The sequence below is a fragment of the Streptomyces sp. NPDC028910 genome, assembly GCF_055564955.1.
The window spans coordinates 70,876-95,917 of sequence record NZ_JBVHVF010000010.1; the positions used below are offsets into that span (position 1 = coordinate 70,876).

Sequence of the window (25,042 nt, forward strand, 5' to 3'; positions counted from 1 at the left end):
AGACGATGTACGAAATCTTCTTCAACCTGGTCTTCAAGCGGATGGACCCGGAGAACGCCCACTACCTGGCCTTCCGCTGGATCCGCCGCGCGGCCCGCACGCCCGTGCTGCGCACCTTCGTCGCGGCCTGGCTCGCCCCCCGCCACAAGGAACTCCGCACCGAGGCCCTCGGCCTGCGGATGCACGGCCCCTTCGGTCTCGCGGCGGGCTTCGACAAGAACGCCGTCGCGATCGACGGCATGGCGATGCTCGGCTTCGACCACGTCGAGATCGGCACGGTCACGGCCGAGGCGCAGCCCGGCAACCCCAAGAAGCGGCTCTTCCGCCTGGTGCCGGACCGCGCGCTGATCAACCGGATGGGCTTCAACAACGAGGGCTCGGCGGCCGTCGCGGAGCGGCTGGCGGCCCGCCGTCCCGTCTTCCAGACGGTCGTCGGCGTCAACATCGGCAAGACGAAGGTCGTGCCGGAGGAGCAGGCGGTGGCGGACTACGTCGCCTCCACCGAGCGCCTCGCCCGCCACGCCGACTACCTCGTCGTGAACGTCTCCTCCCCGAACACCCCCGGCCTGCGCAACCTCCAGGCGACGGAGTCGCTGCGCCCGCTGCTGACGGCCGTACGGGAAGCCGCGGACCGGGTGGTCACCGACCGCCGGGTCCCGCTGCTGGTCAAGATCGCGCCCGACCTGGCCGACGAGGACGTCGACGCGGTCGCGGACCTGGCCCTGGAGCTGGGCCTCGACGGCATCATCGCCACGAACACCACGATCGCGCGGGATGGGCTGGGCCTGAAGTCCTCCCCGTCCCTGGTGAAGGAGACCGGCGGCCTGTCCGGCGCCCCCGTCAAGGAGCGCTCGCTGGAGGTCCTGCGCCGCCTGTACGCCCGGGTGGGGGACCGGCTGGTCCTGGTCGGGGTCGGCGGCATCGAGAACGCCGAGGACGCCTGGCAGCGGATCCTGGCCGGTGCCACGCTGATCCAGGGCTACAGCGCCTTCATCTACGAGGGCCCGTGCTACGCCCGCGCCATCCACAAGGGCCTGGCCGCACGCCTGGCCGTCAGCCCGTACGCGACGCTCGCCGAAGCGGTGGGCGCCGAGACCCGAAAGGCCGCACAGTGACGGTGACCCCCTTCGGCACCCGCCTCCGCGAGGCGATGGACTCCCGAGGCCCGCTCTGCGTGGGCATCGACCCGCACGCCGCCCTGCTGGCGCAGTGGGGCCTGCAGGACGACATCGCGGGCCTGGAGCGGTTCTCCCGTACGGTCGTCGAGGCGCTCGCGGAGTCGGTGGCGGTCTTCAAGCCGCAGGCGGCCTTCTTCGAGCGGTTCGGCTCGAAGGGCGTCGCCGTGCTGGAGCGGACCGTCGCGGACGCCCGGGCGGCCGGGACCCTGGTCGTCATGGACGCGAAGCGGGGCGACATCGGCTCGACGATGGCGGCGTACGCCTCGGCCTTCCTGGACCCGTCCTCGCCGCTGTTCTCGGACGCGCTGACGGTGTCCCCGTACCTGGGCTACGGCTCGCTGAAGCCGGCGGTGGACCTGGCCCGGGAGTCGGGCGCGGGCCTGTTCGTGCTGGCCCTGACCTCCAACCCGGAGGGCGCGGAGGTCCAGCGGGCGGTCCGGGAGGACGGCCGCACGATCGGCGCGACGATGCTGGCGCACCTGGCGGCGGAGAACGCGGACGCCTCTCCGATGGGCTCCTTCGGCGCGGTGGTCGGTGCCACGCTGGGCGACCTGTCCTCCTTCGACCTGGAGATCAACGGGCCGCTGCTGGCCCCCGGCATCGGCGCGCAGGGCGCGACGGCGGCGGACCTGCCGGCGGTGTTCGGCAAGGCCGTGCGCAACGTCGTCCCGAACGTGTCGCGGGGCGTCCTGAAGCACGGTCCGGACGTGACGGCCCTGCGCGACGCGGCGCGGTCGTTCTCCGACGAGATCCGCGAGGCCGTATCGGCCTAGGCTGGCCGTGCGGCACGACGTCTCGCACTCCTTGACGAAATTCGAGCGTCCTTCACCGGACAAAACAGGGGTACTTTGTCCGTGATGTACGGTTCAGTGGAGGCTGACCAGGACTTTTCGTCCGTTCTCGCTGACTGGAGCGGTGATGGCCGCTAGTCTCCGAGCAGAGTGAACGAGCAGCGAACGAGTTCAAGCGCTGTTCGGGAGCTCGCCTGGTGTGGTGCCTTTGGGTTCCCCACCGGTCCGTATCCGACAGTTCGACATCCGAGGTGACGTAGGCGTGGCTCTTCCGCCCCTTACCCCTGAACAGCGCGCAGCCGCGCTCGAAAAGGCCGCCGCGGCTCGCCGGGAGCGGGCCGAGGTGAAGAATCGACTCAAGCACTCCGGCGCCTCGCTCCAAGAGGTCATCAAGACGGGCCAGGAGAACGACGTCATCGGCAAGATGAAGGTCTCCGCCCTGCTGGAGTCCCTGCCTGGCGTGGGCAAGGTGCGCGCCAAGCAGATCATGGAGCGTCTCGGCATCTCCGAGTCCCGGCGTGTCCGAGGTCTCGGTTCCAACCAGATCGCCTCTCTGGAGCGCGAGTTCGGCAGCACCGGCGCCTGAGGCGTCGACTGAAGTCCTCCCGGCGTTCCCAGGCAGTCCTGGGAACCTGGATAATCGCTCTATGGCAGCAGAGGTTCGTCCGCGGCTGACCGTGCTCTCCGGCCCTTCAGGGGTCGGTAAGAGCACGGTCGTCGCGCATATGCGCAAGGTTCACCCCGAGGTATGGCTCTCGGTGTCGGCCACCACCCGCAAGCCGCGGCCCGGTGAGCGACACGGAGTCCACTACTTCTTCGTCAATGACGACGAGTTCGACAAGCTGATCGCCAACGGCGAGCTGCTGGAGTGGGCCGAGTTCGCGGGCAACCGCTACGGCACACCGCGTGGCGCGGTGCTGGAACGCCTGGACAACGGCGAACCGGTACTGCTGGAGATCGACCTCCAGGGCGCACGACTCGTCCGCGAGTCCATGTCCGAGGCCCAGCTGGTCTTCCTGGCCCCGCCGAGCTGGGACGAGCTGGTGCGCCGACTGACCGGCCGCGGCACCGAATCGGCCGAGGTCATCGAGCGCCGGCTCGCCACCGCCAAGATCGAACTCGCTGCCGAGTCCGAGTTCGACACCACCCTGGTCAACACCTCCGTCGAGGACGTGGCCCGTGAGCTGCTAGCCTTGATGGAAGTTGTCTGATCGTTGATCGATGTTTTCGATTCGGTCAATGCCTGATCTTTCACCCATCTTCGGAAGGTAGAGCGTGTCCTCTTCCATCACTGCGCCCGAGGGCATCATCAACCCGCCGATCGACGAGCTGCTCGAGGCTACCGACTCGAAGTACAGCCTCGTGATCTACGCGGCCAAGCGCGCGCGTCAGATCAACGCGTACTACTCGCAGCTCGGTGAGGGCCTGCTCGAGTACGTCGGCCCGCTGGTGGACACCCACGTCCACGAGAAGCCGCTTTCGATCGCGCTGCGCGAGATCAACGCGGGTCTGCTGACCTCCGAGGCCATCGAGGCCCCGGCTCAGTAAGGCACCGAGATTCCTTTCACCACAGGCCCGGCAGAACATCTGCCGGGCCTGTGGTGTGTCATAGACGGGTACGAGGATCAGCCGAAGGGGCGTGTGTGGTGGGTAAGCCGAAGGTCGTGCTGGGGGTCAGCGGCGGCATCGCCGCCTACAAGGCGTGCGAGCTGCTGCGCCTGCTGACCGAGTCCGGCCACGAGGTGCGCGTGGTGCCCACGGCGGCCTCCCTGAACTTCGTGGGCGAGGCCACCTGGTCCGCGCTGTCCGGGAATCCGGCCTCCACCGAGGTGTGGGAGTCCGTCCACGAGGTGCCCCACGTGCGCATCGGGCAGGGCGCCGACCTCGTCGTCGTCGCCCCGGCCACCGCCGACATGCTCGCCAAGGCCGCCCACGGGCTCGCCGACGACCTGCTCACCAACACGCTGCTCACCGCCCGCTGCCCGGTGGTCTTCGCGCCCGCCATGCACACCGAGATGTGGGAGCACCCCGCCACCCAGGAGAACGTGGCCACGCTGCGCCGGCGCGGTGCCCTCGTCATCGAGCCCGCCGTCGGCCGGCTCACCGGCAAGGACACGGGCAAGGGGCGGCTGCCCGACCCCGAGGAGATCTTCGAGGTGTGCCGCAGGGTCCTGGCGCGCGGGGTGGCCGAGCCGGACCTCGCCGGGCGGCACGTGGTGATCAGCGCCGGCGGCACGCGGGAACCACTGGACCCGGTCCGCTTCCTCGGCAACCGCTCCTCCGGCAAGCAGGGCTACGCGCTCGCCCGCACCGCCGTCGCGCGCGGGGCCCGGGTCACCCTGGTCGCGGCCAACACCGCGCTGGCCGACCCGGCCGGGGCGGACGTCGTACGGGTGGGGACGGCCGTACAGCTGCGGGAGGCCGTGCTCAAGGCGGCCGCGGACGCCGACGCCGTCGTAATGGCCGCGGCCGTGGCCGACTTCCGGCCCGCCGAGTACGCGAGCGGAAAGATCAAGAAGAAGGACGGGCAGGAGCCGGCGCCGGTCGTGCTCGTGCGCAATCCGGACGTCCTCGCGGAGATCTCGGCCGACCGGGCCCGGGACGGGCAGGTGGTGGTGGGATTCGCCGCGGAGACCGACGAAGTCCTCGCCAACGGTCGTGCCAAGCTCCGGCGCAAGGGGTGTGATCTTCTCGTCGTGAACGAGGTCGGCGAGCTCAAGACCTTCGGTTCCGAGGAAAACGAGGCGATCATCTTGGGCTCTGATGGCTCAGAGATCCAAATCCCCTATGGTCCGAAGGAATCGCTGGCAGAGGCGGTTTGGGACCAGGTGGCAGTCCGGCTGCGGCCCCGACGCGCCTGACCCGATTCCCTTCTCCTGGTCACATCCGTACGCCAGAATGTGAGTGCCGCAGGTCACACGGCTCCCATAAGGCGAGACGGGTGGTCCCGGGGACGGTGGCGACCGATAAACTGCACTCGGAACGTGATCGGGCGCAGCCCCCGATGTGGTTCCGCCAAATGATCAGCCAGCAGCCGCTGCAACCCCCAGGGAGCGTTGTGTCCCGTCGTCTCTTTACCTCGGAGTCCGTGACCGAGGGCCACCCCGACAAGATCGCTGACCAGATCAGCGACACGATCCTCGACGCGCTCCTCACCGAGGACCCGACCTCGCGCGTGGCCGTGGAGACCCTCATCACCACGGGTCTCGTGCACATCGCGGGAGAGGTGACGACGAAGGCCTACGCGCCGATCGCGCAGCTCGTCCGGGACAAGATCCTCGAAATCGGCTACGACTCCTCGAAGAAGGGCTTCGACGGCGCCTCCTGTGGCGTCTCGGTGTCCATCGGCGCCCAGTCCCCCGACATCGCGCAGGGCGTCGACACGGCCTACGAGAAGCGGGTCGAGGGCGACGAGGACGAGCTCGACAAGCAGGGCGCCGGCGACCAGGGCCTGATGTTCGGCTACGCCTGCGACGAGACCCCCGAGCTCATGCCGCTGCCGATCCACATCGCGCACCGGCTGTCCAAGCGCCTGTCCGAGGTCCGCAAGAACGGGACCATCCCGTACCTGCGCCCCGACGGCAAGACCCAGGTCACCATCGAGTACGACGGTGACAAGGCCGTGCGCCTGGACACCGTCGTGGTCTCCTCGCAGCACGCCTCGGACATCGACCTGGACTCGCTGCTCGCCCCCGACATCCGCGAGTTCGTCGTCGAGCACGTGCTGGCCCAGCTCGTCGAGGACGGCATCAAGCTCGACACCGAGGGCTACCGCCTGCTGGTGAACCCGACCGGCCGCTTCGAGATCGGCGGCCCGATGGGCGACGCCGGCCTGACCGGCCGCAAGATCATCATCGACACCTACGGCGGCATGGCCCGCCACGGTGGCGGCGCCTTCTCCGGCAAGGACCCGTCCAAGGTCGACCGCTCCGCCGCGTACGCCATGCGCTGGGTCGCCAAGAACGTCGTCGCCGCCGGTCTCGCCTCGCGCTGCGAGGTGCAGGTCGCGTACGCCATCGGCAAGGCCGAGCCCGTCGGTCTCTTCGTCGAGACCTTCGGCACCGCCAAGGTCGAGGTCCAGAAGATCGAGGAAGCGATCGGCGAGGTCTTCGACCTCCGCCCGGCCGCGATCATCCGCGACCTGGACCTGCTGCGGCCGATCTACGCCCAGACCGCCGCCTACGGCCACTTCGGCCGTGAGCTGCCGGACTTCACCTGGGAGCGCACCGACCGCGTGGACGCCCTGCGCGCGGCCGCCGGTCTGTAAGACCCCGCACGCGAGGACCTCGCACGCGCCGAACGGCCCCGGACCTTCTGGTCCGGGGCCGTTCGCGTGCCGTGGCTGTCAGTGGGGTTTGGTAAGAATGCTGATGTGAGCAGCGCGAATGATTCCCCGCCGGAGCAGCTCGCACTGATCCGGGAGATGGTCGCCGAGGCGAAGGCCAAGGCGCCCAAGGCGAAGCCGCGCACCTGGCGGGGGGCCGCGCTCGCGGCGGAGCTGCCCGTCGCCCGGATCCTCGTCAACAAGGGCGTCCTCCACCTCGACCAGCTCTGGGACTACGCCGTCCCCGAGGAGCTCTCCGAGGCAGCGCAGCCCGGCGTCCGCGTCCGCGTCCGCTTCGGGGCCGGCGCCCACCAGGTACACGGCGGCCGCCGCGAGGGCGGCGGCCTCATAGACGGCTTCATCGTGGAGCGCCGCGCCGAATCCGACTACAACGGGGCGCTCGCCGCCCTCGCCCACGTGGTCTCGCCCGAGGTGGTGCTCAGCCCGCGCATGCTGACGCTCGCCCGGGCCGTCGCCGACCGGTACGCCGGCAGCCTCGCCGACGTACTCCAGCTCGCCCTGCCCCCGCGCAACGCCCGCGCCGAGGCCAAGCCCTCGCCCGAGCCGCTGCCCCCGCCCGCCGCGCCCGAGCCCGGCGGCTGGGAGCGGTACGGGGCCGGCCCCGGCTTCCTGCGGGCGCTGGCCACGGGCGGGACCCCGCGCGCCGTCTGGACCGCACTGCCCGGCCCCGGCTGGGCCGACGAACTCGCCCGGGCCATGGCGGCCACCCTGGCCTCCGGCCGCGGGGCCCTCGCCGTGCTCCCCGACGGACGGACCGCCGGCCGGGTGGACGCGGCGCTGACCGCCCTGCTCGGCGAGGGCCGGCACGCGCTGCTGACCGCCGAGTCGGGACCCGAGAAGCGCTACCGCGAATGGCTCGCCGTGAGCAGGGGCTCGGTGCGGGCCGTCGTCGGCACCCGGGCCGCGATGTTCGCGCCCGTGCGGGACCTCGGGCTGGTCGCCGTCTGGGACGACGGCGACTCCAGCCACAGCGACGACCGCGCCCCCTTCCCGCACGTCCGGGAGGTACTGGAGCTGCGCGCGGTCAGCGACGGCTGCGGGTTCCTGGCCGGGAGCACGAGCTGCACCGTGGAGGCCGCCCAGCTCGTCGAATCGGGCTGGGCCCGGCCGCTGGTCGCCGACCGCGAGACGGTACGGGCCTGCGCGCCCCGGATCCGAACCGTCGGCGACGAGCTGCTGGCCCGCGACGAGGCGGCCCGGGCCGCGCGACTGCCGAGCCTGGCGTGGGAGACCGTACGGGAAGGGCTGAAGACCGGGCCCGTACTGGTACAGGTGCCCCGGCGGGGCTATGTGCCCCGGCTGGCGTGCGAGCGGTGCCGGACGCCCGCGCGCTGCACCGCTTGCGCGGGCCCGCTGGAGGCCCCCGACGAGCGGGCCCTGCAGTGCGGGTGGTGCGGGCGGGCGGAGCCGTCCTGGCACTGCGAGGAGTGCGGGTCCTTCCGGTTGCGGGCGCAGGTGGTGGGCGCGCGGCGGACGGCGGAGGAACTGGGGCGGGCCTTCCCGGCCGTGGCCGTACGGACCTCCGGGCGCGACCACGTCCTGGACGAGGTGCCGGACCGGCCGGCGCTGGTGGTGTGCACCCCGGGCGCCGAGCCGGTGGCGGCCGGCGCCGGGTACGCGGCGGCGCTGCTGCTCGACGGGTGGGCGATGCTGAGCCGCCCCGACCTGCGGGCCGGGGAGGACGCCCTGCGGCGGTGGATCGCGGCCGCGTCATTGGTCCGGGGGGACGGCCAGGTCGTGGTGGTCGCCGAGCCGACGCTGCGGCCGGTCCAGGCGCTCGTGCGGTGGGACCCGGTGGGCCATGCCGTGCGCGAGCTCGCGGAGCGGGCCCAGCTCGGCTTCCCGCCGGTGTCCCGGATGGCGGCGGTGGCCGGTCGGGGCGAGGCGGTGGAGGCCTTCCTGGCGGGCGCCGCACTGCCGCCCGACGCCGAGATCCTGGGCCCGGTGCCGGTTCCGGGGCGGCGAGGGGAGCCGTCCCCGGGGGAGCGGGCGCTGGTCCGCGTCCCGCCGGGCAGCGGCGCCGCCCTGGCGGCCGCCCTGAAGTCGGCGCAGGCGGCCCGCCTGGCGCGGGGGGTTCCGGCGTCGGAGGCCGTGCGGGTCCGGATCGACCCGCCGGACATCGGCTGACGCCGCACGGCGAAGCCCCCGGTGGTGGACCGTACGGTCCACCACCGGGGGCTTGGTTCGGGCGCGGCGAGCTGGAGCCGGCCGTCGGGGGTCGGCGTCCCGGCGGCAGGACAGGCGTCAGGAAAGACAGGCGTCAGGACTGGCGTCAGGACAGGCGTCAGCCGTTGCGCGGACCGGGGAAGGCGGGAGAGCGGGAAGCCTCTCCCAGGCCCCGCCCCGGGGAAGCCCCGGCCGCGGCCTGGGCCTCCTCGCGCACCGGCTGCGGCGGCACCGAGCGGGCGGCCGGCACGGTCGGCAGCGACCCCATGGCCCGGGTGGCCGTCGCCTCGGTCAGCGGCTCGGCGGATTCCGCGGACTGGGCCCGCCGGGCACCGTAGCGGCGGTGCACGGCCTGCTTGGTGACACCGAGCGCCGAGCCGACCGCGTCCCACGAGAAGCCGAGCGAGCGGTCGAAGTCCACCGCGGCGGTGACCAGCGTCTCGACGCTGTCCCGCAGCTCCTGCGCGAGGCGGACGGTGGGCGCGGGCGCCCTGCCGTAGACGACGAAGCCCGTGGAGGGACCGGAGCGGCGCGGGCGGTACACGTTGCCGAGCTGGGCGGTGAGCGTACGCAGAGCATCCACCTGCCGGCGAACCCGCTCGATGTCCCGCACCAGGAGGTGCAGGCTGGCCCGGGCTTGGGCGTCGTGGGTGGCGTGGTCGGCCATGAAGAAGCCTCTCGAACCGGTGCTGAAGGGCGGATCGGGCCGCAGACACCGTTCACACGCGGCCCGTTTTGGTCAATCTCTCTTGACCAACGCGTCACCCGTCGCCCAGGTCACGCTGTGGGGGCGTGTCGGCATATGCGAGAGGCGCGCGTGTGTGCGTACGCCCCCCGACTCTGCCGCCCAGAGAGCGGTATCCCCGGCCTGTGGTAGCTTCTAACCGCCCCGTGAACGGGGCCGGTTCGGGCTGGACCGCAACCTTCGGGTTGGAAACCCGCCGCGTGAGCGGGGGTGGAGTCACAGACTGGTGCGCTGCTGGCAGCCCTCGTGGCCGCCACAGAAGCCCAGAAACGAGGTATGACCCGGTGAAGCTTGTCTTTGCAGGCACGCCCGAGGTCGCCGTGCCGGCCCTGGACGCCCTCATTGCGTCCGGGCGGCACGAGGTCGCGGCCGTCGTCACCCGGCCCGACGCACCGGCCGGCCGCGGCCGGCGGCTCGTCGCCAGCCCGGTCGCCGAGCGCGCCGAGGAGGAGGGCATCGAGATCCTCAAGCCGGCCCGGCCGCGCGACCCCGACTTCCTGGCCCGGCTGCGCGAGATCGCCCCGGACTGCTGTCCGGTCGTCGCGTACGGGGCCCTCATCCCCAAGAGCGCCATCGAGATCCCCAAGCACGGGTGGGTCAACCTGCACTTCTCACTGCTGCCCGCCTGGCGCGGTGCCGCTCCCGTCCAGCACTCGATCATGGCGGGGGACCAGGTCACCGGCGCCTCCACCTTCCAGATCGAGGAGGGCCTGGACTCCGGTCCGGTCTACGGCGTCGTGACCGAGGAGATCCGGCCGACCGACACCAGCGGCGACCTGCTGACACGGCTCGCCTTCGCCGGGTCCGGACTGCTCGCCGCCACCATGGACGGCATCGAGGACGGCACCCTGCGGGCGGTGGAGCAGCCGGCCGAGGGGATCTCGCTCGCGCCGAAGATCACCGTGGAGGACGCCCGGATCGACTGGACGGCCCCCGCGATGCGCGTCGACCGCGTGGTGCGCGGGTGCACGCCGGCGCCGGGCGCGTGGACCGTCTTCCGCGGGGAGCGGCTCAAGCTGATCTCCGTGGGCCTGGTGGCCGACCGCACCGACCTGGCGCCGGGCGTGCTGGCCCCGGCCAAGAACAACGTCTACGTCGGCACCGGCTCGCACGCCGTGGAGCTGCTGTGGGTGCAGCCGCAGGGCAAGAAGCCGATGCGGGGCGCCGACTGGGCCCGCGGGGTGCGCATCGCTCCCGGCGAGCGGCTCGGCGGGGCCGACGTAGGCTGAATCCAGCCGCGCCGTTCGAGGCGGCGCGGGCGCAGCACCGTACCGCCGCCGCCCCCGCCCCCTGGGGCGACCCGGCATCCCGGCACCCCCGGCACCCCCGGCACGCCTCCACGTCATGACCGCAGCACTCGTAGACCCCCGCACCTCGTAAACCCCCGCACCTCGTAAACCCGCAGCACCTCGTAAACCCGGAGCACCTTTCACGTGAGCGAACAGCCTCGTCCCCGTCGCAACCCCGCAGGCAACCGGCAGGCCAAGCCGTACCGCCGGCCCCAGAAGGACCCCGTCCGGATGCTGGCCTTCGAGGTGCTGCGGGCGGTGGACGAGCGTGATGCCTACGCGAACCTCGTGCTGCCGCCGCTGCTCAAGAAGGCCCGCCAGGACGAGAGCTTCCAGGCGCGCGACGCGGCCCTGGCCACCGAGCTGGTCTACGGGACGCTGCGCCGCCAGGGCACGTACGACGCCGTCATCAAGGCGTGCATCGACCGGCCGCTGCGGGAGGTGGACCCGCCGGTGCTGGACGTGCTGTCGCTCGGCGCGCACCAGCTGCTGGGCACCCGGATCCCCACGCACGCGGCGGTCTCGGCGAGCGTGGAGCTGGCCCGGGTGGTGCTCGGGGACGGGCGTGCCAAGTTCGTGAACGCCGTGCTGCGGAAGATCGCCGCGCACGACCTGGACGGCTGGCTGGAACGGGTCGCGCCGCCGTACGAGGAGGACGCCGAGGAACACCTCGCGGTGTACCACTCGCACCCCAGGTGGGTCGTCAGCGCCCTGTGGGACTCGCTGGGCGGCGGCCGCGCCGGGATCGAGGACCTGCTGGAGGCCGACAACGAGCGGCCCGAGGTGACGCTGGTCGCACGGCCGGGCCGGTCCACGCCGGAGGAATTGCTGGAGGCCGTCGGCGAGGATTCGGCGCTCCCCGGCCGCTGGTCGCCGTACGCCGTCCGGATGGCCGAGGGCGGCGAGCCGGGCGCGCTGGAAGCGGTGCGCGAGGGGCGCGCCGGCGTGCAGGACGAGGGCAGCCAGCTGGTGGCGATGGCCCTGGCGGCCGCGCCGGTCGAGGGCCGCGACGAGCGCTGGCTGGACGGCTGCGCGGGCCCGGGCGGCAAGGCGGCGCTGCTCGCGGCGCTCGCGGCGCAGCGCGGGGCGTTCCTGCTGGCTTCGGAGAAGCAGCCGCACCGGGCGCGGCTCGTGGAGCGCGCGCTCGCGGGCAACCCGGGCCCGTACCAGGTCATCGCGGCGGACGGCACCCGTCCGCCGTGGCTGCCGGGCTCCTTCGACCGCGTCCTGATGGACGTCCCGTGCACGGGCCTGGGCGCGCTGCGCCGCCGCCCGGAGGCCCGCTGGCGCCGCCGCCCGGAGGACCTGGAGGGCTTCGCCCCGCTCCAGCGTGGGCTGCTGCGGGAGGCCCTGTCGGCGGTGCGGGTGGGCGGCGTCGTGGGCTACGCGACCTGCTCGCCGCACCTGGCGGAAACCCGGGTCGTCGTGGACGACGTCCTGAAGGGCCGCGGCGCGGGCGCGTCGCCGGTGTCGGCGGAACTGATCGACGCCAGGCCGCTCATGGCGGGCGTACCGGCGCTGGGGGACGGCCCGGACGTGCAGCTGTGGCCACACCTGCACGGGACGGACGCGATGTACCTGGCGCTGCTGAGGCGCACGGCGTAGGGGCGGCGCGGCTGTAGGGTCCAGGGTTTCGCGGCACAGTCTCAGCTGCAATGGCACGAGGTCCGGGCGCGGGGCTGTGGTCAGCCGGTGGTGGACGGTTGTTCTGTGCCCGAGGCTGGTGGCGGAGCCGTCAGTGCCGTGTCTGACACAGGACCTCGACGACGGTGGGCGCTGTCAGCGGCGAGCTCCAGGATCCCGGCATGATTTCCCCGGAAGAGATCGAGCAGATCACGGCGCGGATCGAACTCGAGGAGACGGTGAATTCTGCGACTCTGGGGCATGGGCGGCCCGCCTGGTGCGGGGCCGTGAGTGCCAAGGGTGCTACCGGATGCGCCGGGGCATCGAGAAGTACGGGCTCACCATCCCCCAGTACAACGCCATCTGGCGCGCGCAAAATTTTCGGTGCGCCCTCTGCGGGGACAATGAAGAGCCCTGCGACGGCGGTATCCCTCACGCCGAACCACGCCCCTGGCAGATCGATCACGACCATCACTGCTGCGGCATGAAGGGCTCCAGCAACCGCTGCTGCGTTCGCGGGATCCTCTGCCGCCCGTGCAACCTGAACGAGCTCGCGCCGTATGAGCGCAAGCGCCGTCGCGGCGCCGGCTTTGCGATCCCGGACATCGACGCCTACCTGGCCAACCCGCCGGCGCGCCGCCCAGAAGCCCGTGTCATCCGCGGCCGCGACGATGCCTACCTGCCGACCTCCTGGGCCTTCATGCACGATGCGGAGGGTGGTCAAAGCACGGGTTTATGAGGTGGTCGTGAGCGTTCCACCGCTGGGAAGCGTCTAGAAGTTGGCCGTGTCTCGCCTCATCCCCGCGGACAAGGTTGCGGCGGCCCCGGTCGGTTCCTGAACGCGGTCAGTCCTCCCACTGTCCAGCCCGGCAGCGTCCGGGCGAAACTCGCCTCGCCTCCTGTCGGCGCACCCGGACAAGAGGAACGGGCCCATCGCCCCACGACCGCCCGGTCACCAACCCATCCCCCCCCCGCTGCCCATCTCCTGGCGTCGCGGCGGTCCGGACGCCTGCCGTGTGCGGATCCGGCCAAAGATCACCCGGTCGGACTTCCACACGACACTTCGGCCCCTGCACGCCAGTTGTGCCGCGCGTAACGACTCCTACGCAACGGCAGGACTCACACGGATGACCACCACCCGTACCGTCACCCGGGCCGCGATCACGGCCGCGCTGACCACCGCACTCTTCACCGGCATCGCCTCCACCGCCATGGCCGTCCCCGCCGGACCGGACAAGGCCGGAACCTCCCGGACGGCTGCCGCCGAGCAGCCGGAGGACGGATGGACCGGGGAAGGCGGACTCTCGCTCAGCCCGGCCGACAACGAGCGGGTCGACGCGTACGTCGAGGACGCCAAGCGGGCCGAGCGGTCCATCAGCCCCCAGGTGCGGGCCGCGGCCTGGATCACCGGCGCTGAGGTGATCGGCTTCGACAACCGGCTCAAGTCCCCGGACTCCCTCAAGCGGAAGGTCGCCACCTCTCTCAAGGAAAACCCGGGACAGAGCGCCGAGGCCGCCCTCGCCACCCTCAGCGACGCCGTCCGCTACACCCTCCAATGGCGAGAGGACCAGTACACCGACGGCGTCACGACCGCCGCGCAGTTGCTCTCCTCATGGGGCAACGACAGCACGAAGTGGTCCAACACCTGGGGCCGTACCCAGGGATACAAGGGGCTCAACACCGGCTGGCGCGCCCCCCGCTCAGGGCAGCTCTTCGAAGTCCAGTTCCACACCCCCGCCAGCAAGGGGGCCCAGGAAGCCACCCATAAGCTGTACGAGGAGCAGCGTCTTCCCGGCACCAGCCCCGAGCGGAAGAAGGAGCTTCAGGAACAGCAGAACGCCCTCTTCGCCGCTGTGCCCGTCCCGGCCGAAGCGGACCGGCTGACCGCGCCCCTCTCGCCCCGGGAACCCGCGCCTCTGAGGTAACGGCCCGACGCGTATGGTGCGGCGGTCGTCCCCGGCACACCCAACTCGAACAGAGAGCGGTTTTCGGCGGCCGACTCAGCCGGGTGGACCGCTGCCGCATCCCTAACGACTTGGTCCGCGATTGAGATTGGGGCGTGCTGGCCTGGCGGGTCGGCTGGTGGTTGATCAGCAGGCGGCCTGCCGGGCCGAGCCGGGAACTTCTCTGCGGAAAGGCAAACGCAGCCGGCCAGGCACCGGCCCGAGCATCAGGGCCTCAGCAGTCCGCCCACCCACCAGTCGTGGGGCTTGCCGTCGTTGGCGATGCCGCGATTGCGCAGTGTGCCTTCGACGGTGAAGCCGAGTTTCTCGGCGACGGCACGCGAGCCGGTGTTCCCGGCCATGGCCCACCACTCGATGCGGTGGACGTCGAGGGTGGCCCAGCCCCAGTCGCACAGGGCCCGAGCGGCCTCCACCGAGTACCCGCGCCCGCGCTGCTCCTTGACCGCCCAGTAACCGAGCTCCCAGACGCCGCGGCTGATGAGGGTCAGGCAGTACGAGCCGACCAGGGCGCCGGTGTCCTTGCGGAACGCGCCGAGGGTGTAGTCCCTGTCCTCGGCCCACTGAGCGGGCAGCTCCTCGCCGACGAGCTTCTCCGCGTCCGCACGCCGGTACGGCACCGGCACCGGGGTAAAGAACTGGATGTCCTCGTCCTGGCAGGCTTCGTACACCGCATCCACGTCGGCAGGTGTGAAGGCCCGCAGCACCAGACGGTCGGTCTCAAGAGTCACTGGATCCATCGCGGCAGTATGACCACCATCAACAAGCGGCGACCAGCGAAATATCCCGATCTAGCGCGACCACAGTCAGCATCTGGTCGAGCGCATGTCTGATCGCGGCGGCCTGGGCTGGCGGAGCTTCTAGGATCTGCGGCATGGCAACACGACTCGTACAGATCAACATGAAGGCCCAGGACGACTCCGCGCTCGGCCGGTTCTGGGCGGAGGCACTCGGTTGGGGTGTCGACAGCGAGGGACCCGGCGTGACCAACCTCGAACCCGTGGGCTTCGCCTACCCCGACCCCGTGGCCGTCTGCATCGACATCGTCGCCCGCCCGGAACCCAAAACGGTGAAGAACCGCGTGCACCTTGATCTGGCCACCACCTCGACCGCCCATCAAGCGGAGTTGGTCGCGCGCTTGAAGGAACTCGGCGCGACGCTCGCCGACGTGGGTCAGGGCGACGTCCCCTGGACGGTCATGGCCGACCCGGAAGGCAACGAGTTCTGCGTCCTGGAGCCCCGTCCGATCTACCGGGACACCGGGCCCATCGCCGCGGTGGTGGTCGACTGCACCGACCCACGATCGATGGTCCGGTTCTGGGGCGAGGCGATGGACTGGACGCTGCACGAGGTCACCGACGACCACGCGACCATGCGCTCCGCCCAAGGCGTCGGCCCCTACCTGGAGTTCCTCCGCACCCCCGACACCAAGAGCGTGTGGAACCGCGTCCACCTCGACGTCTGCCCCTACCCCGGTGACGATATGGCCGCAGAGGCAGCCCGACTGCGCGCCCTGGGCGCCACCGACCCTGATATCGATCAGTCCGCAATCTCCTGGACGGTTCTGGCCGACCCGGAAGGCAACGAGTTCTGCCTCCTCACCCCTCGCTGACCCTGAGCAACGACTCCGGCCGGTTCCGGGGCAGCGGCGAAGACCGCGTGGCCTCAGCCAGGCCGGCCTCGAAACTGGCTCCGTGTGTCCGATCAAACCCGCGAGTTCCCGTTGACGAGTCTTCAAGTCTCCGAGAACTCGCCGGGCTCGAAGCAGTGGTCTCGCGCAGCTTCCGCACCGGCGCCTCCTTCGCGTGGGAGGAAACATGCGACTGTCTATGCCGACAGTAGTTCTGGGGCGAGGTCACGCCATGCCTGGCGGGCGAAGGTGTGGGGGCTGTCAGTGACAACCTGGACGGCAATGTGGTCGGCCCCGGCCCGGCGGTGCTCGGTGAGCCGGGCAGCGATCTCGTCCGGTTTGCCCCAGGCGAAAAGCTCGTCGATCAGCCGGTCGCTGCCGCCATCGGACAGGTCCTCGACGGCGAATCCCCCGCGTAGCCACGCTGATTGGTAATTGCGCAGCTTGAGGTAGGGAGCGAGCATGGTCCTGGCTGTGGCACGGGCTGTGTCGGCGTCGGTGTGTGGAATGACGGTCTGTTCCAGCGCCAGCAAGGGCTCTTCACCCAGTATCGACCTGGCCCAGGCGGTGTGGGTGGGACTGACGAGATAGGGGTGCACTCCCGTGGACCTGGCTGCTGCCAGCCGGGTCATCTGCGGTCCGTGCGCACCGATGATTCGCGCGGTCGACGGCAGTGGAGGAGTCACCGCGTCCAGCGCCTCCAGGTAGGAGCGCAGCGCGTGGTACGGCTCGCGGTACTGGCCGGCGATTTCGGCATGGCTGACGCCCAGTCCTACCAACAGCCGGGTCCTTTGCTGCTGCGAGAGTGCGTGGTAGGCGGCGGCAAGCTGGTCGGGTGGCCTGTCCCAGATGGACACACACCCTGTCGCAACGGTGATCCGGCTCGTCGCGGACAGGACCGCGGAAGCCGTGAGCAGGTCCGCGCGGGGGTTGCCGCCCGGGCTGCCGCCAAGCCAGATGGCACCGTACCCGAGCTCCTCCAGCTCAGTCGCGGCTTCCCGCGCCTCGTCGCAGTCTCCGTGCGTGAACGCCAGGCTCCAGATGCCGATCGTTCCCAGATTCATGGCGAAGCCTTCCTGGGTGTGGAAGCTCCGTTGTAGCGGTGGAGGCGAGAGCTGTCTCTCGGAAGGCTCCGCCCTGACTGAAAGCTATCGTCAGCGTCTGATCACTCCGCCTTGACAGCTACTGCCCCCTCGGAAAGCCAACGAAGGCCGGCCCCACCGACGAGAGACAGCCCAGGATTGAGCCGTTCGGCCAGGACCGTGAGGAAGTCCCACGGTCGCGAGACCGACCGGCTGCGCCATCCAGCTGGGACAGCAGAAGAACTGCCGGTCAGCGAGCACGACCTGTGCCACAAGCGACGAGACCCTACAGCGGCTTGTAGCGTCTGAGAACGAGTGACGAGCCGACGCCCCACAGCGAGCGGCCACGGGTCCGCGGACAGCGGGCGCTACTCGTGCCGGTTCGACCGGCACGAGTAGCGGGGGCGGCGAGGTCGCATCACGCGACGGCGGTGCCCTCGAGCTCGACCAGCTGGCCGGGGATCGCCAGTCGCGTCACCCCGAGCATGGTGGTGGTCGGCGCCACCCCGGCGGCTCCCAACCGCGCCGCCAGCACGCCGTAGTGCTGGAAGAGCAGATCGACGTCCGTCGTGTAGGTGTTGAGCCGGACGAGGTTCGCGAGCGACATGCCGGCCTCGCGGAGCACGGCCTCCACGTTGTCGATGCTCAGCGTCAGCTGCGCCGCCATGTCGCCGTCGTGCTGGGGCTTGCCGTCGCCGCTCATCGCGGTCTGCCCCGAGATGTAGAGGGTCCGTGTGTGCCCGGAGACGACCTCACCCTGGTTGAATCCCATCTCCACCGACCACGCCACCGGGTTGACCGCCGTTCGTTCCATTGCCCCACCAGCTCCATTCGATTCATCGGGAGTGCGTACGTGCGTACGTGCGTGCGTCCGTCGGTCCGTCGGTCCGTCGGTCCGTCGGTCGGTCGGCTCGGTAGCCGCCGAGCCGCCGCCTCTGACGTCGCGTCAACGAGCCTCCCAACCAATCACGACACCCTCAGTCATGTATTCCGTTAAAGTTCCCGCATGCGCGCCGACCGGTTGATCTCACTGGTCCTGCTGCTGCGCCAGCGCGGTCGGCTGACAGCGGACACGCTGGCCCGCGAGCTGGAGGTGTCCACCCGCACCGTGCTGCGCGACATCGAGGCGCTGTCCGCAGCCGGCGTCCCGGTCTACGCCGAACGCGGCAGGCACGGCGGCTTCGCGCTGTTGCCCGGTTTCCAGACCGAGCTCACCGGACTGAACCACGACGAGGCCCTCGCCTTGCTGACCGCCGGATCGGGACGTGGCGAGCAGGTGTTCGGCCTCGGCTCGGCGCTCGCTTCGGCCATGCGGAAGGTGGTCGACGCGCTGCCCGAAAACCACCGGGCCACCGCGAGCGACGCGGCCCGGCGATTTCTCGTCGACCCGGAGACCGACCTGCTCTCACGCCGGCTGGTCACTGATGAGGTGCCCGACACCACGATGATCGAGGTCAGGCGCGCGGTGCTCGCCGGGCACAAGCTGCGCATCCACTATGCGGCCACAGGCCAGACACCACAGTGGCGCACCGTGGACCCGATCGGCCTGGTCACCGTACGCGACCGGGTCTACTTGCTGGCCACGAGATCCGGCGCGGACCGCACCTACCGGCTGTCGCGGGTATTGGCCGCCGAGGAACTTCCCGAAACGGCCCAGCGACCAAACCGGGTCGATCTGGACCGGATCTGGCGGGAACGCTCCGCGCAGTTCCTCTCCGGCGACCACATCACCGTGCTGGTACGGGTGAACCCGGCGCGGCGGGAGGACTTGCTGAACACCGCGCTGGCCGTCCGCGCAGAAGCACCCGACGCGGACGGGTGGCTGCGGCTGGAGATGACCTTCCAAGACTCCCGCCACGCCGAATGGGCGCTGTGGCAGCTCGGCACGGAGGCGGAAGCCCTGGCCCCGCAGTCGTTGCGCACCTCCCTACGCGACCGCGCCGCCGCGATGGCCACCCGCTACGGAGACTCATCCTGAGAGCGGGGCCGCCAGCTCCGGCGGGGTCGGGACTCGGGGCGGGGGGGTGGGGTGGTGGCGGGGCGTTGGTGGCGGGAGCTCGCCGGCCGGGGTGGGGATGTCCGGCGGGGGCGTTGGTGGCCGGAGCCGGACGGTCGTAGCCGGGACCGGGGCGGGGGCTTCGGTGGCGGGAGCGCACTGGCGGGGGGTGGGACGTCGGGCGGGGCTTCGGCTGGCAGGAACTCGCTGGCCGGAGCGGGGACGTTCGGCGTCGCTACGCGCTTCTCGGCGACGGCGACCGCACCCTGCCTGTGGCTGGAGGGCTGATTCCTCGGCTCAGCCGAGGTGTACCCGGCTCAACGCGGGGGTGGCACTCCAAGTCCACGTCCAGACTGGGGCAATTAGGGCAAACTGTCGGCCTTTTGGGCTGCTCCCACACGATCACCCGACTACACATCGGCGCAGCCGCTGTCTGACCCTTTGCTGCCCCTGACGGCCGCCAGACGCCATCGTCGAGGGATGGATCGAGGCCTGGGGTGCCGGTCCCAGCCCCAGGCGGCCGTCGGTCGCCGCCATCGAGGACCCGATCAAGGTAGTGGGCGGCCTATGTCCAACCCCTGACGGCCGGCGGTCGCCGTCGTCGAGAAGCGCGTAGCGATCGGTGGCGGCTTATGTCCGGCCCCGGACGGTGGCCGGACGCTGAGACGTGCGGAGCGCGTAGCGATTTGACGCGCCCCCCGACCAGGGGGCTGATCCCTTTGGGCCCGCCTCCGGATCGGCCCCAGGGGTACCCGGTCGGGCATCTCCGACCGGGCCGTCCCTGAAACTGGACACCGGCTCGTTCCTTTGGGGGTTTCCCGGCTGTCCTCGTATGTCCGTGGCGGGACGGTCGGTCAAGGGTGGCCGAAGGCCATCGCGCAGCGACGCGACGAAGGAGCGCCCTTGAGGGACCGGTCCGACACGGAGAGACGATGGGACTGACGGGAAACCCCCAAAACATCTCTGATGCCGGTCAAGGAGATCCCGCCTGCCGAAGCCACCGCCGTGCGTTCCGATCCCCGCCCGGCAGGTCCGCTGCTGCTCGAAGCCGCCGCCGTACCCCCGGGCTGTGCCGCGCGGGACTCCCGCCACCCGAAGCCCCGCCGTCGCCCCGCCCCGAAGCCCCCGCCCCGCCCCCGGCGCCCCGGCTCGTCGGGAGTTGCGGGGTCGTGGCCGGAAGCGGGTGGGGGCATGGCAGGCTTGGGGGCATGGCCGCTCAGATTTATCCCAGCATCCTGTCCGCCGACTTCGCCCGACTCGCCGAGGAGGCGAAGGCCGTCGAGGGGGCCGACTGGCTGCACGTCGACGTCATGGACAACCACTTCGTCCCGAACCTCACCCTCGGGATGCCGATCGTGGAGTCCCTGAGCCGGGCCACGGACATTCCGCTGGACCTCCACCTGATGATCGAGAACCCGGACCGCTGGGCCGCGCAGTACGTGGAGGCCGGAGCGGGCTCTGTGACCTTCCACGCCGAGGCCGCGGCGGCGCCCGTGCGCCTCGCGCGGGAGATCCGGGCCATGGGGGCGCGGGCGTCCATGGCGCTCAAGCCCGCGACGCCGATCGAACAGTACGAGGACATCCTCCCCGAGCTCGACATGCTGTTGATCATGACGGTCGAGCCCGGCTTCGGCGGCCAGCCCTTTCTCGACATCATGCTGCCGAAGATCCGCCGTACCCGGGAGCTGATCTCCAAGCACGGTCTGGAGCTGTGGCTCCAGGTCGACGGCGGGGTCTCGGCCTCGACCATCGAGCGCTGCGCGGAGGCCGGCGCCGACGTCTTCGTGGCGGGCAGCGCGGTCTACGGCGCGGTCGATCCGGCCGCCGCCGTGCGTACGCTGCGTGAGCAGGCGGATGCCGCGATCTCCGTGGCGCCATGGGCCTGCGACCACTGAGCCAAGGGTTGATGAACAGCTCGGTGAACGGGAGCTGTCCAGGCTGATCAGCGGCCGTCGGATCTGACAGGATGAACGGCGAGTCGAGAGTGTGAACACGAGAGTGTGAACAGCAGTGAGGAGAACGCGGTGTCTGCAATGTCGGCGGGACGGTCAGCCCTGCGGATGGGACCCGCGGAGCTGGTGCAGGCGGCGGCCATGGCGCGCCGCTTCTACCTCGAGGGCAAATCCAAGATCCAGATCGCCGAGGAGTTCGGCGTGAGCCGCTTCAAGGTGGCCCGGGTCCTGGAGACCGCCCTCGAACGCGACCTCGTACGGATCGAGATCCGGGTACCGGCCGAGCTCGACGCGGAGCGGTCGGACGCGCTCAGGGCCCGGTACGGGCTGCGGCACGCGGTCGTGGTGGAATCGCCCGCCGATGCCACCGAGGACGCGCCCGACCCGGAGAACCTGGGGGCGGTCGCCGCCGATCTGCTGGGCGAGCTGGTCAACGAGGGCGACGTACTGGGCCTGGCGTGGGGACGGTCGACCATTCACATGGCCGCCTCCCTGCACAGGCTGCCGCCGTGCACCGTGGTGCAGCTGACCGGCGTGTACGACGCGGGGACCGCCGAGCGCGGTTCGGTCGAGGCCGTGCGCAGGGCCGCCCAGGTCTCGGGGGGCGACGCGCACCCCATCTACGCGCCGATGCTGCTGCCCGATCCGGCGACCGCAGCCGCGCTGCGCAATCAGACCGGGATCGCACGCGCCTTCGAGTACTTCGACAAGGTGACGGTCGCGGCCGTCTCCATCGGGTCGTGGGAGCCGGGCATCTCGACCGTCCACGACATGCTGACGGACGAGGAGCGGGCCCACTACGCCTCGCTGGGCGTCGCGGCCGAGATGTCCGCCCATCTCTTCGACTCCGAGGGCCGGCGGGTCGGCCGGGACCTCGGCGAGCGGTGCATCACCGTCGAGGCGGACCGGCTGCGGCGGATCCCCGAGGTCGTGGCGATCGCGGGCGGTCTGCGCAAGGCCTCCGCGATCGGGGCGGTGCTGCGCTCGGGGCTGGTGACCAGCCTCGTCACGGACACAGCCGTCGCCGACTACCTGCTCACCGAATCGGCGCCGGGGCTGCGGCCCGCGCTGGAGCGGGCGGACCCGGACGACTGAGGGTCGCCGGTGCGCCGACCGGCCCTCGTGCGGCGTGGCCGGGCCTGGCCGTGCCCGAGGCCTGGAGGTGGCCTTGCCGCCGGGTCTGACCAGGCCTGACGGGGCCGTGCGCAGCCGCTGGGGCGGATGGTGCCGGAATTGAGATCCGATCGGCGGACCGCACGGCGGCCCGCTGGGCGCATACTGGTTCCAATGACAAAGTCCGCAGTACCTCGCCGCCATTTGCCGTCCAGCCCGTTCAAGGCCCCCGTGGAACAGCCCATCCGGCAGTTCAGCGTGGGTGACCGGGTTACTCACGACGAGCACGGCCTCGGCCGTGTCGTCGGAATCGAGGAGGGGATCGCCGTTCTCGTTGACTTCGGTTCGGTTCAGAAGCGAATCCTGAGTCCCTACACCAAGATGGCCGCACTCTGAGGCCACCAGCGGGCGATTCGCGAGCGAATCGGATATTTGGCACGATCGGTGCATGATCTTTCGGAACGTGCCCCGATCGTTGCTGCGTTTGCTGGGGGCCGTGTTCCTGTGCGCCGCGCTGGTCGGTGCGGCGGGCTGTGGCGGGCAGAAGCCTGCGCCTGCCGCCGTCAGTGCGAGTGAGAGTGCCAGTGCCAGTGCTCGTGCCAGCGCTGATCTGAGTGCTGCTCCCAGTGCCGTTCCCGGGTGGGCGAGGGGGATGGCGACCGTACGGGCCGACGCGCTGCCGCAGCAGGCCCGGGACGTGCTCGCGCTCATCGACAAGGGCGGGCCGTATCCGTACCGGCAGGACGGCACCGTCTTCGGGAACTTCGAGAAGGTTCTGCCCGAGCAGAAGCGTGGGTACTACCGCGAGTTCACGGTGAGGACGCCGGGGGAGCGGGATCGCGGGGCCCGGCGGATCGTGACGGGTGAAGGTGGGGAGTTCTACTACACGGACGACCACTACGAGACCTTCAAGGCGGTTCTCCGATGACCCTGGATCCGCAGCCGCTCGACCCTGCGCTGGAGGCGGCCGAAGCCGCCGGCTGGACGACCGTACGGCTGGACCTGGACGGCGTACGGAGCAAGGCCGAGCTGATGCGGCGGTGCGGGGTGGCCTTGCAGCTGCCGGAGTGGTTCGGCGGGAACTGGGACGCGCTGGCGGATTCGCTGAAGGACTTGTCCTGGCTGCCGGATGCCGGGGGGCGGCTGGTGGCGGTGACCTCGTGGCGTGAGTATGCCGCTGCGCGGCCGGGCGAGTGGGGGACGCTGGTGGAGATCCTGGAGGAGGCCGTGGATTTCTGGCGGGCGCAGGATGGGGGGCCGGGGTTCACGGTGCTGTTGGCGGAGCCAGGGCCGAGCCTCGGCCGTCGGCGGGGCTGAAAGAACCGGGGTCCGCCCCCAGAGCCCCGCGCCTCAAGCGCCGGCGGGGCTGGTTGTGCGGCGGCGTTGAAAGGATTCGGGGGCTCCGCCCCCAGACCCCCGCGCCTCAAACGCCGGCGAGGCTGGATGGGCCGGCGGGGCTCGTTGTGCGGCGGCGCTGGAAGGATTCGGGGGCTCCGCCCCCAGACCCCCGCGCCTCAAACGCCGGCGGGGCTGGATGTGCCGGCGGGGCTGGATGGGCCGGCGGGGCTGGATGTCCGGCGAGGTTGGGTGGGCGGCGGCTGAAAGAACCGGGGCTCCGCCCCGGACCCCGCGCCTCAAACGCCGGCGGGGCTGGATGTGCCGGCGAGGCTGGATGGGCCGGCGGGGCTGGATGGGCCCGGGGCGGAGTTCCGGTCAGGTTGTGGGGGGTTTGGGGATCCAGGGTGGGGTTTGGCCCCAGGACCAGACCGGGATCTTGGCCGCGTCTACCGGGGGTGGGTTGGGGCCCGAGTAGATCAGGGCCATGCGGGTGCCCCACTCGATGTAGTAGGCGAAGACGCCGCGGAATTCGGGGTCCGTCGGGAGGCCGACCTCGTCGGCCGTGTCCATGAGCAGGTCCACCCAGCGGCGGCGCTGTTTCTCGGTGATCGCGCGGCCCAGGTGTTTGGTGGCCATGTGCTGGTGGCCGCCGTGGTGGGCGGTGTAGTCCGAGGGGCCGCCGAAGACCTCCGACAGCCAGACCGCGACGTGCTGCGGGTGCTCCGAGTCCATGCCGGCGAACACCGGGGCCAGGATCTCGTCCCGCAGGGCGCGGGCGTAGAAGGCGTCGGTGAGGCGGTTCATCGCCTCCGCGCCGCCCATCCACTCGTAGATGGTGGGTGTCGTGCTCATGATTCCCCTGCGGCCTTTCCCGTGCCCGCGACGCCGGTCACCGTGTAGTGCTGCATTTCCTCGATCGCCGTCACGTACGGGCGGATCGCGCTGAAGAAGGCCGGGAAGTGCTCGCCCTTGCGGAAACCGCCCAGGTGGGCCTCGATCGAGGTCCAGCGGATCCGGAGGATGTAGCGCTCCTTCTCCTCCTCGCAGCGGGCCAGTTCGTAGTCGATGCACTCGGGCGAGGCGGCCAGGGCCTCGGCGGCCCGCGCGTAGGCGTCCTCGAAGGCCGGCTGGTCGTCCAATGCGATCCGGTAGCGGATGTATTCGACGGTGGTGGTCATGTGTGCGTGCCTCTCCCCTGGGTGTTGGTCCTGGCCAGCCTTACGCGATCATGAGTGCCCTTGGGTGGATTTCTTCATTCGGGCTCCGACTTCCTGGAGTCCGTCGCGTCCGTCGCGTCCGTCGCGGCGGACGCGTCCGGGCCCTTGGTGCGGACCTGGTGGACCTTGTCGAGGGATTCGCGCAGCTCCGTCAGCCAGCTGTCGGTGTTGCGCCCGACGAGGCGGACGCACCAGGCCAGCGCGTCGGCCCGGCTGCGGGCCACGCCGCCGGCGACCAGGGTGTCGAGGACCTGGCGTTCGGACTGGCGCAGGCGGGTCATGACCGGGACGGCGAGGTGGGTGAAGAGCGTGGTCTCCTCACCCACCCGCACGCCCCAGGCGACCTTGCGGCGGTAGAGCTCCTCGGCCTCGCGGGCCACCTCGATGCGCTGTTCGCGGGTGCGTTCGCGGAACTCCTTGACCGACTCGGTCGCCGGGATGGTGCCGACGACCGTGATCTCCTCGCGGTCGGCCGTGACCGAGACGAGGGATGCGTAGACGTCCACCGGCAGGCGCTCGGCGAACCACACGCGGAGCTGTTCGCTCTGTTCGGCTGTAATCATGTAATCAACGTTGCGTCCGTTGCTCTCTTGATCGCAAGCGTTTTCATGTATTC

At 71.0% G+C, this 25,042-nt stretch carries 26 protein-coding genes; 19 read left to right on the forward strand and 7 right to left on the reverse strand.

Annotated features, from left to right (window positions below):
* Nucleotides 1–5 precede the first annotated feature (5 nt).
* The 8 genes from ACZ4TV_RS15140 (at nucleotide 6) to ACZ4TV_RS15175 (ending at nucleotide 8,441) form a co-directional block, all read left to right on the forward strand.
* Entirely contained in the window at nucleotides 6–1,115 is a 1,110-nt protein-coding gene (locus ACZ4TV_RS15140; RefSeq protein WP_468134617.1) for a quinone-dependent dihydroorotate dehydrogenase, read from the forward strand.
* A gap of 2 nt (nucleotides 1,116–1,117) precedes the next feature.
* The gene (pyrF, locus tag ACZ4TV_RS15145) at nucleotides 1,118–1,951 is read left to right on the forward strand and encodes an orotidine-5'-phosphate decarboxylase (RefSeq protein WP_468134854.1); all 834 of its coding nucleotides are present in this window, start codon (nucleotides 1,118–1,120) and stop codon (nucleotides 1,949–1,951) included.
* Nucleotides 1,952–2,231: 280 nt separating this feature from the next.
* Nucleotides 2,232–2,555, forward strand: coding sequence for an integration host factor (locus ACZ4TV_RS15150; RefSeq protein WP_030008746.1), 324 nt, complete (start codon nucleotides 2,232–2,234; stop codon nucleotides 2,553–2,555).
* Nucleotides 2,556–2,616: 61 nt separating this feature from the next.
* Nucleotides 2,617–3,180, forward strand: a complete 564-nt coding sequence (gmk, locus tag ACZ4TV_RS15155) for a guanylate kinase (RefSeq protein ID WP_468134619.1) — start codon at nucleotides 2,617–2,619, stop codon at nucleotides 3,178–3,180.
* A gap of 64 nt (nucleotides 3,181–3,244) precedes the next feature.
* Nucleotides 3,245–3,517, forward strand: a complete 273-nt coding sequence (gene rpoZ, locus ACZ4TV_RS15160) for a DNA-directed RNA polymerase subunit omega (protein WP_004948662.1) — start codon at nucleotides 3,245–3,247, stop codon at nucleotides 3,515–3,517.
* A gap of 98 nt (nucleotides 3,518–3,615) precedes the next feature.
* Nucleotides 3,616–4,830 carry a bifunctional phosphopantothenoylcysteine decarboxylase/phosphopantothenate--cysteine ligase CoaBC gene (gene coaBC, locus ACZ4TV_RS15165; protein WP_468134621.1) on the forward strand — a complete coding sequence of 405 codons (1,215 nt, stop codon included), beginning with the start codon at nucleotides 3,616–3,618 and terminating at the stop codon, nucleotides 4,828–4,830.
* 197 nt (nucleotides 4,831–5,027) lie between these two features.
* Nucleotides 5,028–6,236 carry a methionine adenosyltransferase gene (metK, locus tag ACZ4TV_RS15170; RefSeq protein WP_468134623.1) on the forward strand — a complete coding sequence of 403 codons (1,209 nt, stop codon included), beginning with the start codon at nucleotides 5,028–5,030 and terminating at the stop codon, nucleotides 6,234–6,236.
* A 105-nt stretch (nucleotides 6,237–6,341) separates the two neighbouring features.
* Nucleotides 6,342–8,441, forward strand: coding sequence for a primosomal protein N' (locus ACZ4TV_RS15175; RefSeq protein ID WP_468134625.1), 2,100 nt, complete (start codon nucleotides 6,342–6,344; stop codon nucleotides 8,439–8,441).
* Nucleotides 8,442–8,598: 157 nt separating this feature from the next.
* Here the strand turns inward: ACZ4TV_RS15175 and ACZ4TV_RS15180 are convergent, their stop codons facing one another.
* Entirely contained in the window at nucleotides 8,599–9,147 is a 549-nt protein-coding gene (locus ACZ4TV_RS15180) for a hypothetical protein (protein WP_468134627.1), read from the reverse strand.
* A 362-nt stretch (nucleotides 9,148–9,509) separates the two neighbouring features.
* Between ACZ4TV_RS15180 and fmt the strand changes: the two genes are divergently transcribed.
* The 4 genes from fmt to ACZ4TV_RS15200 all read left to right on the forward strand — a co-directional run bounded on the left by fmt (nucleotide 9,510) and on the right by ACZ4TV_RS15200 (nucleotide 14,062).
* On the forward strand, nucleotides 9,510–10,454 hold the full coding sequence (fmt, locus tag ACZ4TV_RS15185; RefSeq protein WP_468134629.1) for a methionyl-tRNA formyltransferase: 945 nt from the start codon (nucleotides 9,510–9,512) through the stop codon (nucleotides 10,452–10,454).
* Between the two features lie 204 nt (nucleotides 10,455–10,658).
* Entirely contained in the window at nucleotides 10,659–12,119 is a 1,461-nt protein-coding gene (locus ACZ4TV_RS15190; protein WP_468134631.1) for an RsmB/NOP family class I SAM-dependent RNA methyltransferase, read from the forward strand.
* 328 nt (nucleotides 12,120–12,447) lie between these two features.
* Nucleotides 12,448–12,876: an endonuclease domain-containing protein gene (locus ACZ4TV_RS15195; RefSeq protein WP_468134633.1), complete on the forward strand. Its 429-nt coding sequence runs from the start codon at nucleotides 12,448–12,450 to the stop codon at nucleotides 12,874–12,876.
* A gap of 388 nt (nucleotides 12,877–13,264) precedes the next feature.
* Nucleotides 13,265–14,062 carry an ATP nucleotide 3'-pyrophosphokinase gene (locus ACZ4TV_RS15200; protein ID WP_468134635.1) on the forward strand — a complete coding sequence of 266 codons (798 nt, stop codon included), beginning with the start codon at nucleotides 13,265–13,267 and terminating at the stop codon, nucleotides 14,060–14,062.
* A 245-nt stretch (nucleotides 14,063–14,307) separates the two neighbouring features.
* Here the strand turns inward: ACZ4TV_RS15200 and ACZ4TV_RS15205 are convergent, their stop codons facing one another.
* Complete coding sequence (locus ACZ4TV_RS15205; protein WP_468134637.1) at nucleotides 14,308–14,838, reverse strand: GNAT family N-acetyltransferase; 531 nt, start codon at nucleotides 14,836–14,838, stop codon at nucleotides 14,308–14,310.
* A 134-nt stretch (nucleotides 14,839–14,972) separates the two neighbouring features.
* Between ACZ4TV_RS15205 and ACZ4TV_RS15210 the strand changes: the two genes are divergently transcribed.
* Nucleotides 14,973–15,710 carry a VOC family protein gene (locus ACZ4TV_RS15210; RefSeq protein WP_468134639.1) on the forward strand — a complete coding sequence of 246 codons (738 nt, stop codon included), beginning with the start codon at nucleotides 14,973–14,975 and terminating at the stop codon, nucleotides 15,708–15,710.
* A gap of 215 nt (nucleotides 15,711–15,925) precedes the next feature.
* Here ACZ4TV_RS15210 and ACZ4TV_RS15215 read toward each other — a convergent pair whose 3' ends face one another.
* Entirely contained in the window at nucleotides 15,926–16,792 is an 867-nt protein-coding gene (locus ACZ4TV_RS15215) for an LLM class F420-dependent oxidoreductase (protein WP_468134641.1), read from the reverse strand.
* Between the two features lie 436 nt (nucleotides 16,793–17,228).
* A complete protein-coding gene (locus tag ACZ4TV_RS15220) occupies nucleotides 17,229–17,624 on the reverse strand; it encodes a RidA family protein (protein WP_468134643.1) in 396 nt (131 codons plus the stop codon).
* Nucleotides 17,625–17,816: 192 nt separating this feature from the next.
* Between ACZ4TV_RS15220 and ACZ4TV_RS15225 the strand changes: the two genes are divergently transcribed.
* The 6 genes from ACZ4TV_RS15225 to ACZ4TV_RS15250 all read left to right on the forward strand — a co-directional run bounded on the left by ACZ4TV_RS15225 (nucleotide 17,817) and on the right by ACZ4TV_RS15250 (nucleotide 23,188).
* A complete protein-coding gene (locus tag ACZ4TV_RS15225; RefSeq protein WP_468134645.1) occupies nucleotides 17,817–18,788 on the forward strand; it encodes a helix-turn-helix transcriptional regulator in 972 nt (323 codons plus the stop codon).
* Between the two features lie 1,226 nt (nucleotides 18,789–20,014).
* Nucleotides 20,015–20,701 (forward strand): ribulose-phosphate 3-epimerase, encoded by a 687-nt coding sequence (gene rpe, locus ACZ4TV_RS15230; RefSeq protein WP_468134647.1) that lies wholly within the window; start codon nucleotides 20,015–20,017, stop codon nucleotides 20,699–20,701.
* Between the two features lie 138 nt (nucleotides 20,702–20,839).
* Nucleotides 20,840–21,853, forward strand: coding sequence for a sugar-binding transcriptional regulator (locus ACZ4TV_RS15235; RefSeq protein WP_468134856.1), 1,014 nt, complete (start codon nucleotides 20,840–20,842; stop codon nucleotides 21,851–21,853).
* A 192-nt stretch (nucleotides 21,854–22,045) separates the two neighbouring features.
* A complete protein-coding gene (locus ACZ4TV_RS15240; RefSeq protein WP_189740325.1) occupies nucleotides 22,046–22,267 on the forward strand; it encodes a CarD family transcriptional regulator in 222 nt (73 codons plus the stop codon).
* A gap of 52 nt (nucleotides 22,268–22,319) precedes the next feature.
* Nucleotides 22,320–22,799, forward strand: a complete 480-nt coding sequence (locus ACZ4TV_RS15245; RefSeq protein ID WP_468134650.1) for a guanyl-specific ribonuclease — start codon at nucleotides 22,320–22,322, stop codon at nucleotides 22,797–22,799.
* The gene (locus ACZ4TV_RS15250; protein ID WP_468134652.1) at nucleotides 22,796–23,188 is read left to right on the forward strand and encodes a barstar family protein; all 393 of its coding nucleotides are present in this window, start codon (nucleotides 22,796–22,798) and stop codon (nucleotides 23,186–23,188) included. The genes ACZ4TV_RS15245 and ACZ4TV_RS15250 overlap by 4 nt, the downstream gene beginning before the upstream one ends.
* A 396-nt stretch (nucleotides 23,189–23,584) precedes the next feature.
* Here the strand turns inward: ACZ4TV_RS15250 and ACZ4TV_RS15255 are convergent, their stop codons facing one another.
* From ACZ4TV_RS15255 to ACZ4TV_RS15265, 3 genes are all read right to left on the reverse strand, one after another.
* Entirely contained in the window at nucleotides 23,585–24,061 is a 477-nt protein-coding gene (locus tag ACZ4TV_RS15255) for a group II truncated hemoglobin (RefSeq protein ID WP_468134654.1), read from the reverse strand.
* On the reverse strand, nucleotides 24,058–24,387 hold the full coding sequence (locus ACZ4TV_RS15260) for a putative quinol monooxygenase (protein ID WP_468134656.1): 330 nt from the start codon (nucleotides 24,385–24,387) through the stop codon (nucleotides 24,058–24,060). The genes ACZ4TV_RS15255 and ACZ4TV_RS15260 overlap by 4 nt, the downstream gene beginning before the upstream one ends.
* 74 nt (nucleotides 24,388–24,461) lie before the next feature.
* On the reverse strand, nucleotides 24,462–24,989 hold the full coding sequence (locus tag ACZ4TV_RS15265) for a hypothetical protein (RefSeq protein WP_468134658.1): 528 nt from the start codon (nucleotides 24,987–24,989) through the stop codon (nucleotides 24,462–24,464).
* Between the last annotated feature and the right edge of the window lie 53 nt (nucleotides 24,990–25,042).